General features: G+C 69.4%; 4 protein-coding genes and 1 pseudogene. 2 read left to right on the top strand and 3 right to left on the bottom strand.

All coding sequences use genetic code 11. The features are described 5' to 3' along the window. A pseudogene (locus SZN_RS39235) lies at positions 1–422 on the top strand (tyrosine-type recombinase/integrase); the annotation flags it as partial. Between the two features lie 206 nt (positions 423–628). Here the strand turns inward: SZN_RS39235 and SZN_RS29945 are convergent. Next, the gene (locus SZN_RS29945) at positions 629–1192 is read right to left on the bottom strand and encodes a hypothetical protein (protein ID WP_244313441.1); all 564 of its coding nucleotides are present in this window, start codon (positions 1190–1192) and stop codon (positions 629–631) included. Then, positions 1189–8181, bottom strand: coding sequence for an RHS repeat-associated core domain-containing protein (locus SZN_RS29940; RefSeq protein WP_007502344.1), 6993 nt, complete (start codon positions 8179–8181; stop codon positions 1189–1191). The genes SZN_RS29945 and SZN_RS29940 overlap by 4 nt, the downstream gene beginning before the upstream one ends. A 382-nt stretch (positions 8182–8563) precedes the next feature. On the opposite strand from SZN_RS29940, the gene SZN_RS29935 reads away from it, so the two are divergent. Next, a complete protein-coding gene (locus SZN_RS29935) occupies positions 8564–11410 on the top strand; it encodes an FG-GAP repeat domain-containing protein (protein ID WP_007502343.1) in 2847 nt (948 codons plus the stop codon). 833 nt (positions 11411–12243) lie between these two features. On the opposite strand, the gene SZN_RS29930 is transcribed toward SZN_RS29935, so the two are convergent. Further along, on the bottom strand, positions 12244–13923 hold a 1680-nt coding region (locus tag SZN_RS29930), incomplete at its 5' end, for an SWIM zinc finger family protein (RefSeq protein ID WP_007502342.1).

The following is a 13923-nucleotide window of genomic DNA, read 5'->3' as shown; positions in this document are numbered from 1 at the left end:
GCCCGCGGGCCTGACCGCCCTGCCGACCAAGACCCGCGCATCCGAACGGCGCATCGCCCTCCCCAACGAGTGCATCCAGTCGTTCAAGGGACACCGTGAGGTACAGGAAGGAGAACGAGAGGCGGCAGCGGAGGACTGGAGGGACACCGGCCTCGTCTTCAGCACGCCGGCAGGAGGCCCGATTGAATCCGGCGAACCTCAACCGCAGCTTCCGCGCCCTCCTCGATCGGGCCGGGCTCCGCCGGATTCGCTTCCACGACCTACGGCACTCCACCGCCACCCTCCTCCTGGAGCAGGGCGTCGAGCTCGTCGTGATCAAGGAACTCCTCGGCCACGCCCACATCGGCGTCACAGCCACCGTCTACGCCCATGTAAGGCTCCGCCTCCAGCGAGACGCCATCGACCTGCTGGGCACCACGCTCGACTGACGGATACCACCGAGGCGGTCAGCCCCGACGGCGCGAACCGCCACCCTACGCCGCCCTCGTCCGCTGACGTTGCCGTCAACTACTGCCGTCAAACACTACAGATGCCCCACCGATTTGATCGGTGGGGCATCTGTAGTTTCTAGCAGTTTCGATTTAGGCGCCCTCCCCTGAGGAAGGACAGGGGCGAAAACAACGCCCAATTACACTGAAGTCAGTTCAGCCAGTCTTGCGCGTGCAAATTCTCGCGCACGACCCCTCATTGACTGAATGAACTCGTGGTCATCAGGGTTGCCGGTCTGGGACAGCAAAGCGATGTCAGCCACTTGGTTTCGGAGCTCGATTTCGTACCTATCCACCCCGTCGTCCAGCTCTTCCGAGATGTATTCAGCCGAGTTGAGTGCATGGTTTGAGCAGCTGGCCACATCTACCAGATTCCCAGTCTTTCTATACTTTGCCGCGTAATACAAAGTGGCGGCTGCGTCGTAGGCGTACGCCAGCAAGCCGGGAGGCTCCTCGTCACCCGCCAGCTCTGGCAACGAGCTGAAACTCTCGGCAATCTCATCCCAAGAGATTTGAGGCTGGGATTGCCAGAGTAGATCCATGCAGCGGATCGCCAACTCGACGTCCTGAGATCGCTCAGTGTTGGTTCCTACCAGACCGGTGAAGAGTTGGGCCATTCGCTCTGCGCACGAGGCGACAAAGATCCTCATCTGGCCTGAACTCGCACTTTCCGAGAACTCCCGGATAGTCGAATCGATGCTCACCACTCGAAAGTCCTAATCTTTGTTCCTGATTCGTTTTGGTAGACGCGACCAGTTATGCGACCACCACCGGCCCGAATGAGCGGCGCACAGACTTCACTGCACACACTCCTTGAGGCGCCTCCGGCAATTGGCGACCACCCCATTTCATTGATGAACAGGAGTGCATTCTGTTCCGCGTGAGCTCCGGGGATGTTTCGAGCGGGAAACTCTACTCCACTAAGCATGTCTTTCTGTGCTCTATTCAAGCCACGGCCACTGCCCGCAACCACGTTAACGACACCCTTCGGGGTTTGCGCACTGACTACGGCAACAGTTGACTTGCTCATAGCTATTTCGCTACCCGCTTGAGCGTGAATCTCGGATGCGCGGTCGGCCAAGGATTGAGCGCCACCGCAGTTATGGACAAGGACCGGCGTGGTCCCCGCCAGCGCATAATACGTGTTCGTGTCCGCAACGGTCAGGTTCCGGACGGTGGCGTTCTGCGTCCACGCCTGGACCGCGGTGATCTGCAACCAGCTGCCCGATGACGTCTGGAGCCACTGGCCGGGCTCCAACTCACCGGCGTCCACCCACTTGCCGAGGGCCGGGACCCAGAAGGGGTGTCCGTCGGTGGCGACCACCGTCCCGGTCCCCGTACCGGTGGTGGCGCCGTTCCCGTCGCCGTCCCCCGGCTGGGCCTGAAGCAGCCCGGTGTCGACGGGAACCCCGCCGTCTGTCTCGCCGCCTGGCCGGGCAGCGTCCCGGATGTTCTCCGGTGATGCCTCGCCCGTCCGGATGGTGATCTTGACCAGGTTCTTCGTACCGTCGCCGAGGATCGTGGAGACAACCGGTTGCGCCGTCGTCCTGCCGCTCTTCGGGTCGGTGGCCAGGACCTTGTCGCCGAGCTTGACGTCCTCGATCCGCTTACGGGTTCCGTCCGCCATCACCACGAGGGTGCCGGGCACGAAACTGTTGGTCCGGCAGCTGGCCTGTTCGGCGACAGCGTCTTCGGCCTGTCCGCGGGCTTCGCTCCTGATCTCCTCGCGGGCCCGGCTGCCGACCGACTGCTTCGGGCTGGCCTTCCTCTGCTGAGCCGGCTTCGCCTTCTGCGACGGCTTCGTCCTGGGCCTCGGCTGGGACTTCGGCTTCGGCCTGGGCTTAGGTCTGGCCTTGCGGGCGGCGGCGCGGGCCGCCTGAGCCCTCTGCGCCGCGGCGCGCTGCGCACGCTGCTTGGCGCGTGCGGCGGCCTGACGGGCCACGGCACGCTTCGCCGCGGCACGCTGGGCGGCCCGCTGGGCGGCGGCGCGCTTCGCTGCGGCGGCCTTGCGGGCGGCCTCGCGCTTGGCCTTGGCCACGGCCTTCTTCCGAGCCGCGGCGATGGCACGCTTACGCGCTTCGGCCAGGATCCTTTTACGAAGGGCCTCGGCCGCCTTGCGGGCGGCGATCTGTGCGGCGCGGCGGGCCGCGGCGCGGATGGCGGCCTGGATCGCGATGCGGGCCGCGATACCGACGAGAACGGGGAAGAAGAGGCCGTCGGGGTCGGAGAAGGTGGCGGGGGCGTTGTTGGCGTAGGCGTAGGGGTTGATGGTGGCCGGCTGCTGGTAGTCGACCATGGGGTCGACGGACAGGAAGCGGCCGGTGGCGGGGTCGTAGGGGCGGGCGCCGAGCTGGGTGAGACCGGTGTCGGCGTCGCGGGTTCCCCCGACGAATCCTCGCTGTCCGGGCCAGGTCGACGGAGCCGCGCCGCGGTCCTCACCGAACGGGGTGAGCAGACGCCGGGTGACCGGCATGCCCGCCTCGGTCATGTCGACGGAAGTCTGCGTGGAACCCTGTTGGTCGGCGAGCAGCACCTCGCGTCCGCCGTCGGACGAGCGGACGGTGGTGGCGCCGTCGGGGTGCGCGTAGGAACGCTCCACCGATTCGGTGCCGTCCGCTCTGACGGTCAGCTCCGTCTCCCCGAGGTAGAGGGTGGTGGCCCCGTCCGAGCCGGTACGCAGCAGGCGCTCACCGGAGGCGTCGTAGAAGTAGGAGGTCTTCTTCTCGCCTCCGCCTGCCCTGGGCTCGGTGACGGATTCCAGGTTGCCTTCGATGTCCCAGGACAGTGACTGGGTCGTGCCGCCGTTCTGACGGGTGGTGGTGTTGCCGGCCTTGTCGTAGCCGAAGGTGGTCTTGGTGGTGCCGTCGGCGCCGGCGGAGGTGATCTCCCTCAGCCGGTTCGGGCCGCCCGCGTCGCCGCCGTAGCTGTAGGTGCGGGTGATGTCCTCGGCCACGTTCCCGGCCGGGTCGTGCTCGACCAGCTTGGTGCGGTTGCCGGAGGCGTCGAACTCGTAGGACTGCCAGTACGGCTCGGGCCCGCCGACCGTTTCCTTGCTCGGGCCGTCCGGGGCGCACTTCTCCCCCGCCGTCCAGGCGGAGGTCATACGGCGCAGTTGGTCGTAGGCGAAGCACTGGGTGTCGGTACCGTACTGCGCGTCGGGCATGCCTTCGCCCGGGGTGCGGGAGATGGCGGTGACGTTGCCCGCTTCGTCGTAGGCGTAGGTGGTGTCGTCGATACGTCCGGGCTGGACGGACCGGTCGTGGACGACGCGGTCGGTCCGGCGGGTGAAGTCGTCGTAGAAGTAGGTGGAGAACAGTTTCCTGCCGGCGGGCCCGGCCTCGGAGCGCAGGATCTCCCCGTACTTGGAGTACGTGATGTCGGTGACGTAGTTGGCGGCGCCGGAGAGGGAGATGGGCAGGTCGTCGCGGTTGTACCGGAAGACGAGACGTTCCTTGGCCATCGGGCCGACCTTGGGCAGCTCAACCCAGGCGAGGTTGCCGGTGGACGTGTAGGAGTAGGTGTAGGTGTACTCGCCCGCGACCTTTCCGGCTGCTGCCGGGATGGTGGTCTTGGTGGTACGCGGCCGGTAGTTGGCGTCGTACTCCGTCACCTCGTCGCGGTAGGCGTTGCCGTCCTTGTCGTAGCGGACGGACGCGACGGGCAGGCCCTTGCCGAGGGTGTCGTAGGTCCACTCGGCCCGCTTGGGACCGTCCGCGGAGTCCTCGCGCAGGCTGGTGGCGCGCCCTGCCTTGTCGAAGGTGGTGACCAGCTTCTTGCCGAGGGCGTTGACCGTGGCGGTGACGTTGTCGCCGCGGTCGTACTCGAAGCGCGTGGTGCCGCCGTCGGGGTCGGTGGCCGAGGTCTGGCGGCCCCGGGCGTCGTAGGTGAAGGTGTACTCGCCGCCGCCGGGCTCGGTGACCTTGGTCAGCTGGTCCAGGTCGTCGTAGCTGTAGACGGTGTCCTGCCAGGCGGACCGGTCGGCCTCGGTGTACTCGCGCAGCTTGGTGTCGCGGCCGTCGGCGTCCTGGTAGGTGGTGGTCACCGTCTCGCCCTTGGGCGGGATGACGGTGACGGCGTCGCCGTCCTTGACGGTGGTGCTGCGGAGCTTCTCGTCGCCGTAGCTGTAGGTGACCTCGGCGGTCTCCTCACCGAGGCCGTTGAAGTCGATCCGGGTCTGCGAGGGGACCGCGTTGTCGCCGACGCTCAGCAGGCTGGGGGCGGCGTTCTGCTCGTTGAAGTAGCCGTCGTTGCTCTTGTACGCGCGGCCCGCGCTGTCGTAGAAGGTGTCGCCCACGATGCGGCCCTCACCGCCGACCGCGGCGTCCTGCGTCTGGCGGGTGCGCAGCAGCCCGTCGAGGATCTCGTAGCTCGTGGCGTACGAGCCGTCGCCCTTCAGGGTCTTGCTGGTGACGACCGTCGGGCCGTCGCTGCGGATGGTGTAGTCGTACTCGGCGGACGCGGACTGGGTGGCCTGGTTCCGGTCGATGTCCCAGACCTTCAGCAGACGCCCGAGCGGGTCGTAGCGCATGTCGACGCGCTTGCCGTTGGCGTCGAGCTCCGCGGTGGGCAGGCCCCGGTGGTCGAACTCGGTGGTCTCGGTCTGGCCGAGCGGGTCGGTGTCGACCTGCTTGGTGGGGACGGCGCCGGTGGCCGGGGTGAAGGCGGTCCGGGTCTCGTTGCCTTCGACGTCGAAGGTCCTGATCTCCCGGCCGTGGATGTCGTACTCGGTCCGGTCGACCGTGATGTAGCCGTCGCCCGCAGCGTTGAGCTCCTGGACCTCGGTGACCAGGCCCTGGGTCGGGGCGGCCTTGTAGGCGCCTCCGTCGTAGAGGGACCGGGTGTCGTCGACGACCTTCCCGCCGGGGGCTCCGCACGCTCCGGTGGTGGTGACCTCTCGGGACTCGGTGTCGAGGATGTGCTGGGCGGTGTTGCGGGCGTACTCGATCCTGGTGCACGCCTTCCGGCCCGATCCGGTGGTCTCCTCGATCTGGGTGGGCAGTCCGTCGCTGTCGTACGTCGTGGTCTCCGAACTGCGCCGCCACGTCGAGTCCTTGACGTGTTCGCGAGTCTCGGACGTGACCGGGGACACCATGTACGCCTGGAGCGGGGTGGTGCCGGCGCGCTCGCGCTCGGCGGTCTTGACGGCGGCGGGGGTCAGTTTGGTGGCCGCCGCGATCGCTCCGCCGTCGGAGGCGTACGTGATCTCCTCGCGCAACTGGCCCTGGTACTGCGGGTAGTCGGTGATCTTGCCGCCCTCGGAGTCCTCGATCTCCACCGAGCGGGTGCCCGAGGGCAGCTTGTCCCCGTGCATGCCGCGGAAGTAGCGGTTCTCGGTCAGCTGCCTGACGTCGGTGCCGGACCCCAGCCGGGTGCGGACCCTCTCGTAACCGCGGTACTGCGACCAGGTGCGTCGCCTGGCCTCGGTGTTCTCCGAGTCGTCGTAGGCCCAGGCCGCTCCGCCCAGGTACTCGTAGCTGGTCACCCTGGCCACGGCGTCCGTGACGTTGTCCTCCTCGCGAACCTGGGTGACCAGGTACTTGTGGAAGTAGTCGGTGATCGGCTCCAGGGCGCCCTTCGGCGTCCAGTTCTGCGGGTAGCAGCGCAGCGTGTTGGTGTCCGGGCCGGCGGGCATCGTGCCGCCGCGCCTGCACTCCTGCGGGGAGTAGGTGACGCCGACCGTGCCGCCGTTCTCGGTGTCCACGGCGTTGACGCGGTAGCGGGAGAACGGCTCCAGACCTTCGAGGCCGTCGACCCGGTTGTCCATCTGCTCACCGCGGAAGGTGACCTTCGGCAGAGTCGCGGTGGTGCCGTCCTGGCCGTAACCGGTGCGCTCGACGGACTTCAGCCACAGGGCGGGCGAAGTGCCGTCCCCGGTGGCGGGGAAGCTCTGGTCCAGGGCGAAGGAATCGACGTCTCTCAAGCCGCCGTTGTTGACCTGGGTGGTGATCTTGGTGAGGCGCTTGGTGGACCAGAACGTCGGGGAGTTCCTGTCCTTGCACTGCTCACCGGCGTTGCACTGCTGGTCGATGGGGGTGTCGGGCCAGTACTTGGCGTTGGCCGGCGTCCGGTCGGCCTCCGCACAGGTGAAACCGGAGCCCGGTATGCAGCGCTCCGCCACGGTGAAGGCGATGCGCGCGGCGGCGCTCTGGGTGAACAGCTTGTCGGCGCGCTGGCCGTAGTCGATGTTCTTCAGGTAGGCGCCGCGGTCGTACTTCATCCCGGCGGGCTTGTTGTTGCCGCCGTAGTAGTTGGACTCCTTGGCCCACCACAGGGACATGGCGTCGCCGCGCGGGTCGACGACGTAGTCGAGCATCCAGCGCCAGCCCTGGTCGCAGAACGAGTCGGCGAACGCGGAGGCGTAGCACGGCTCGCCCGCCTGGTTGCCCGCGACCGGAACGGTCAGGGTGGAGTCGGTCCGCTGGGCCGCGGCGCCGGGCAGTTTGTTGAGACCGAAGTGGTACTGCGTGCCGTCCGTGGTGGTCAGGACCCAGTACTCGCCGCCGCGGGCGCCGTTGTCCGCGCCGGTCTTGCGTTCCAGCTTGGAGCCGTCGTCGTCCGCCGGCCGCCAGGTGCCGCTGGTGTCGTCCTTGACCAGTTCGGTCGAGGACCCGTCCAGGGACATCACCATCTGGTCCGAACCGAAGCACAGGTCCCCGGTCCTGCCCGCCTGGCCCGGGTTGTTGGCACCGGTGCCCTGGTCGTCCGCGCAGGAACGGTACCTGCGCTCGATGAACCCGGGCTCGTAGTCCCAGCCCTCGGCGATCCACGAGGACTGCGCGTTCGTCGAGGCGGTACGCCCGTCGATGGCCTGCGAGGAGTAGCCCAGTGCGACCTCCGGCTCCGGCCCGCCCGGGACCGCCGGCGCGTCCACGGGGTAGGTCCACGAGAAGCCGCCCGAAGAGGAGCCTCCCATCCAGGAACCGGACGGGGACAGTGAGGTGGCGGAGTAGTCGCCGCCCGAACCCGCCGCCTGCGCCACCGCTGCCAGGGCCAGCGGCTCGGCCTTGCCCGCGCGCGCCTCGGGGAGGTTGATCTCACCGGTCAGCTGACGCGCCGAGGAGTCGTTGCTCCGGGTGACGGACTTACCGGTGGCGGTGTCGATCAGCTCCAGGCGGGAGCCCCAGTTCGCACCGAAATTGCCCTCGAACTTCGCGTAGTCAAAGGTGACTCGGGCCTTACCCGAGGGTGCGACGGCCGTCGCGGACCCGGCCCTGCCCGCCGTGGCCGGAACGGTGGGGGTCACCGTGAACAGGACCCCGTTGACGCCCGCCTTCTCGGCGGCCTTCCGGTCCAGGACCTCGATGTCCACGAGGCCCGCGTCAGCGCCGCTCGCGGTTCGGGCACCACTGGCCTGATACACCGACACCGGGCTCGTACCGACGGAGGCCGACCTGCCCCCGGCCGGGGCCGCGGCGATCGGCGCGGTCCGCTTACCGGCGGGCCAACTCGCCTCAGACGCCTTCCAGTCGCGGTCCGCTCCGTTGGGACGCTCCCGCTGCTTCGGCGTGAACACCTCGCCGGGTATGGACTTCTCGTTCCGTAAGCCCGGCGGATCGGACTTCTGCTCCGTCGCCTGGGCGACGTTCACGCCCGGGATCAGGGACACCATGAGCGCCACCATGACCACGATGGTGAGGGTGACCAGGACGTGAGCCAGGTACCGGATTTTGGGCAGCGTGGTGTCCACGTACACGAGGGAATCCTCACAAGATCGCCGAGAGACGCACAACGTAAAGTTAAAGTGAAGGTAAAGTCAATCCTTGACCTTCTCCTTCATGTGCCTGTAACTGGGACTACGCACCCCTGATCGCCAGGAAGGCGTGATCCGCGTCCGAGTGGCCGGAAAAAGCCCCTCGCAATACACACGCGGCCCGAACGCCCCTGCGCGACTTGCGATATCGACCCCTCGAACAGAAGAAGGCAACCATATGGCGCACATACCGGGCAGATCGAGACGGTGGCGCAGCAGAGCACTCCTTGCCAGCCTCGTCACCACTGCCTGCCTCGCAGGCACGATCCCCGCAATCGCCGTACCAGGGCAGCCGATAGATGCCTCTGACGACGCGACTGTCCTCATGGCAGCCGAGGCCAAGGCGTCCGCACGCGCGACGGCCGAGGGCGAACCGGTCGAAGTCACTTCGGCCCGTACGGAGACGGGCGAGGTCCACGCCATGCCCGACGGCACCATGCGCCGCACCGAATACACCGCACCGGTGCGCGTCAAACGCGCCGGCAAGTGGCAGGCGATCAACACGGATCTGGCCCGCAGCGGCGACCGGCTCGCCCCCAAGGCGGCCCCAGGCCAAGTCACCTTCTCCCCCGGCGGCGACAAAGAACTGGCCATTTTCACCGCCAAGGGACGCAGCGTCACCCTGAAGTGGCCCGACCCCTTGCCGCAACCACGGCTGGAAGGCCCCACCGCGACCTACCCGGAGGTCCTCCCCGGCGTCGACCTGGCGGTCTCGGCGAAGCTGGACGGCTTCGGACACGTCCTCATCGTGAAGAACGCGCAGGCCGCGGCGCAGCCCCGCCTGAAGACCATCACCTACGGCCTCGAAACGGACGGGGTGCGGGTCGAAAAGGACGAGGCGTCCGACACCCTTCGCGCCGTCACCCCGCAGGGTCAGGAGGTCTTCTCCACCTCGACGCCGCGCATGTGGGACTCCTCGACCACCGGGGTGGCCCGCCGCGCCACCCTCGCCCAGGAGTCCGAACCCCGCGCCCAGACGGCCGATCTGCCACTGACCCTCACGCCCGACGCCCTGACGCTCACGCCCGACCAGGGCCTGCTCAACGGCGAGGCCACCACCTACCCGGTCTACCTCGACCCCAACTTCAACGGCGCACGGCAGGCGTGGACCATCGCCTACTCCCGCTACCCCTCCACCTCCTACTGGAACGGCGCCAACTGGAACGGGAGTTACAAGGACCAGCCGCGCGTCGGCTACGAACAGGACTCCGGCGGCAAGTCCCGCGCCTTCTTCCGCCTCAACTCCAAGGGCCTGGGAGGGGTACAGGTCCTCTCCGCCCAGTTCCAGGTCACCAACACGTACTCCTGGTCCTGCTCCGGGCGCAGCACCGAACTGTGGCTCACCGGAGCCATATCGAACCAGACCACATGGAACAAGCAGCCTTCGTGGTCCACCATGCTCCAGTCCAAGTCCTTCGCCTACGGCTACAACTCCAGCTGTGCCGCCCGCGGCGTCGACTTCGACGCGAAGGTCGCGGCCGAGCGCGCGGCCGCGGGCAACTGGGCCGACATCACTGTCGGGCTGCGCTCCACCTCGGAGACGGACACCTACACGTGGAAGCGGTTCGACAACAACCCGAAGATGATCACCAGCTACAACCGTAAGCCCAACATCCCTTCCAGTCTGCAGACTTCGCCCTCCACCAGCACGGACACGGCATGCAATGCGGCCCCTTACGTCACCCTGGGCAACACGGACGTGACCCTCAGGGCGAAGGTGTCCGACCCTGACGGAGGCACCGTCAAGGCGCGATTCCACCTGTGGCCCACCGGTAAGCACCCCAACGACGCGTCGGACGGGGTCCTCGTCGTCAACCGCGATGTCCAGGTCACCTCGGGCAGCGTGGCCTCCACCGTGGTCTCCAAAGACGACCTGAAACGCTACGAGGGCTTCGGGTCCGGGGGCCGGTTCTCCTGGAAGGTGTCTGCCCTCGACGCCTACACATCCACCGCTTACACCCCCACCGGCGGCGGCTGCGCGTTCGGCTTCGACTCCAGCCGTCCCTCGTCACCGCCCGGCGTGACCTCCTCCGAGTTCCCGAGCGGTGACGACGGCGCGTGGGGCGCGCCGGCCCGGACCGAAGGATCGTTCACCCTGACCTCCGGGGGCGTCTCCGACGTCGTGAAGTACAGCTACGGACTGAACACCAACCCGCCCACGACCGTGGCCACTCCGTCGTCGGCGGGCGGCTCCGTCACGGTCAGGCTCACTCCGACCCACACCGGTCCGCACACGCTGTACGTCGTCAGCCACGACGCGGCTGGCAACAAGTCCGACACTCAGGCCTACCTGTTCTACGCGTCCAGCCCCGGAACCCCGGAGAAGCCGGGTGACCTCAACGGCGACGGCAGCCCCGACCTCTACGCCGTGGACGCGAACAGCAACCTGCGCTTCTATCCCGGCACCGCCCAAGGCCGCTTCGGCACGCGGATGGACGTATCCACCACCGGACAGTGGGCGGGATCTCTGATCACCCACCGCGGCGACTGGACCGCGGACGGGTACGAGGACCTGATCGCCCGCCGGAACGACGGCAAGCTGTGGCTCTACCCGACCGACGGCGTCGGTCGCGTCGATGAGGAGACCCGGCAGGAGATCGGCCAGTTCGCCCCGCCGGGCGAGCCCGAGTACATCGACCCCTCCTCCATCGACCAGCTCGTCTCCCTGGGTGACCTGGGAGCCGATCCCGATGCCGCCAAGGTCGACTTCGCCGCCGTGATCGGTGACGCCCTGTGGTACCTGCCCGGCTACGCCGGGGGCTACCTCGACTACGGCTATCCCATCGCCGACACCGGCTGGAAGAACATGACCCTGGTCTCCCCCGGCGACCTCGACGGCGACGGCCACACCGACCTGATCGCCCGCGACACCGTCACCGGTGAGGTCTGGCTCCAGCGCGGCAAGCCCGGCGTGGACGGCACCACCGACCCCGCCTCCCTGGCCGACCCGGCATCCCGCACCGCCTACGCGACCGGCCTGCCCGCTGCCACCCACCCGCTGATGACCGCACCCGGCGACGCCAACGGAGACGCCGTCACCGACCTGTGGTCCACCCACCTGGTCGCGGGCGAGGGCAACTTGATGCTCCACCCCGGCCGGGCGACCGGCGGAGCGCAACCGCCGGTCCTCGTCGGACCCGGCGGCTGGCACGACATCAAGGGCATCGCCTGACCCCGTTCTGAGAACTCCACAGTCGGTGCGGCCCAATCTGATTCACATGGGCCGCACCGCCTCGGGGGGCAACAGGCGCGCGTCACCGTGGCGTCCACCCGCCTTGGCCAAACCAACGCGCGTCGTTCGGGACTGCTGCATGATCGGGTGACAGCGGCGGGACCCGCACGACGTCCTCGCGGAACTCCTTCGGATACGGCTTGGGCACTGCACCGTCCTTCCAGGGCACCTCTCAGCAAGCCAGGTCAGGTGTCACCTAGCAGAAGGTGTATCTCAACCGATCCTGGAACGTGTGGATCGAACGGATTCCTGGTCGGGTGCTCTTCCAGCGGCACGCGCATGAAGGCAGGACCTCCTGGCAGCTCGGGGGTGCGATCCCGTTCCGAGCGGTTCCCGGAGGCCCTGTTGTCGTTGTTGTACGCGCCCGAGCCCCGTCGCTTCAACTCGCCCGCCGTGTCGTGCGATTGCTTTGCGCACGTGTACCGCAACGCACCCGATCATCCCGATCGGGTGCGCCGACATCCGTCGGACACTTCGGACGCGGAGTGGGCGCCCGTGCGGCCGTTGCAGCCGGACCGCAAAGTCCTGACCTGCTACAACGCACATACCATGGACTGGCCTGGACGCCCACAGACGGTCTCTACAACCTGCGCCAGGTGGTGCCGAGCGAGGGGCCGAGAACCTCACGCCGCCTTCACCCGATCCGCGCGGGTCCGGGTGGCCGGCGCCGCGGGGCGGGACGGGGCGGCCCGGGTGTGTCCTTGAGGCGGACTCGTCGGTGCGCGCGGGGGCGTCGGGCGGGCGCGTGTGCGCGGCGGGCGGGGGCGCCGGGCCTACGGGGTGGTGCCGAGGCCGGTGAGGGCGCCGACCGGGTCGAGGTCGGGGGTGCCGCGGGGCCACCAGTCGTCCTGGCCCGGTTCGGACTCGTACGGGTACCAGAGCCCGTCGCGGCCGAAGCGGAGCTGGACGTGGCCGCGCGGGTGGGTGAGGTGGTTGCGCCAGGGGCGGAACGCGGGCAGGTCCGCCGCCAGGAGCAGCGGCCGGGCGCGGTCGAAGCGGCCGGCGGGCGGGTCCCAGGGCTCTTCGAGGACGGCGAGGCCCTCCGGTCCGCCCTGCCGCCAGGCGGCCACCGCGCGGGCCAGTTCGGCGGACGTGCGGCCGGCGGCGGAGGCGAGCGAGGAGTACAGGGAGCGGGTGGCCGCGGTGAGGCCGGCTCCGGGGCGGGCGGCGGCGATCCGGACGGCGTCCTGCCACAGGGTCAGGCCGCCCACCGGGTCGCGGCCGGTGGTGAGCAGGGCGTGCGCCCGCACCGTCGCGTCGGTGGCCAGCTGGTCCAGCGCGAAGGCGTCCGGCCCGTCCGGGGCGGCGGGCAGGACGGGCGGCTGCTCGGGGTGCGGCGGCGCGGGCAGCGGGGCGGGCAGGGGCGGGAGCCGGCGCTGCGGATCGAGGGCGTCGGTGGCGCGGACGCCGGCCTGGGGGTGCGGTTCCCTGTCCTGCGCGTCGCGGGCCGTGCGGGCGGCGCTGAGCCGGGACAGGGCGTCGAGCAGTTCGCGCTCGCCTCGGCCGCGCAGCAGGAGCAGGACGAAGGGGTCGGCGTCCAGCAGGCGTGCCGTCTGGTAGCAGAGCGCGGCGGCGTGTTTGCAGGGGTGGCCGCGGTCGGGGCAGCTGCACAGGGGGTCCAGGTCGCCCGGCCCCGGCAGCAGCGGAACCCCGCACTCCGCGAGGGACCGGGGCATCTCCTTGTCCAGCAGGGCCGCGATGTGTCCCGGCCGCTCGGCCACGGCGTCGAGGAACCGCGCCCAGTCCCGGTCGTCCAGTGTCCTCAGCCGTACCTGCGCGCGGTAGGGGCGGGGGCGGCTGCCCCGGACGTACGCCAGCGCCAGGCCCGGTGTCACCGTGATGGCGTCGACGTTGCCGTGCTCGGCGTAACCGCGGCCGCGGGCCAGCCGCTCGACGTCGAGCGCGCCCCGCTCCAGGGCGCTCACCCAGGCGTTGCCCCACCAGGTCTCGGCGAAGCCGGTCCCGCCGGAGGGGCGGGGCGCGAACGCGGGGAAGGTACGCCGCAGTTCGCCGTCCCGGCCCGGGGCGGCCATGGAACGCGGGACCTGCGGGACGGCCGGGGCCGCTGCCTCGGGCGGCGTGGTCGGGGACGGGTCGGCGGGGGCGGCCGTGGCGGGGGGTGTCCGCCCCGCCGGCCCCGGTACGGCCGCATCGGCGGGCTTCCCGCGCTTCGGGGGCGCCGCGGGCGGGGACCCGGTGGAGGCGCCGGTACGTGTGTCGCCGGCGTCGGACCCCGTGTCGCCGGCCGGCATGCGGAAGGCGTCGGCGAGCAGTCGCCGTACGTCGCGGGCGCGTTGGGCGTGGGGCGGGGCGGGGTCAGGGGCGTGCCCGGGGCGGCGGGGCGGTCGGGTGCCGCGGGCGTTCTCCGCCTCCGCCTGAGCCCGCAGCCTGTCCTCGCGGGCGGCGCGCAGCGCTTCCCGTACGCCGTCCGCCGCGCGCCGGGACGGCGTGGC

The sequence above is a fragment of the Streptomyces zinciresistens K42 genome (assembly GCF_000225525.1).
GTDB classification, from domain to species: domain Bacteria; phylum Actinomycetota; class Actinomycetes; order Streptomycetales; family Streptomycetaceae; genus Streptomyces; species Streptomyces zinciresistens.
The sequence above is the reverse complement of the archived record's forward strand: the minus strand, read 5'-3'. Positions and strand labels throughout refer to the sequence as shown.

What these genes read in the sequence shown, in the direction of transcription:
- SZN_RS29935 (WP_007502343.1), top strand. Translation starts at nt 8,564, where the DNA reads ATGGCAGCCGAGGCCAAGGCGTCCGCACGCGCGACGGCCGAGGGCGAA.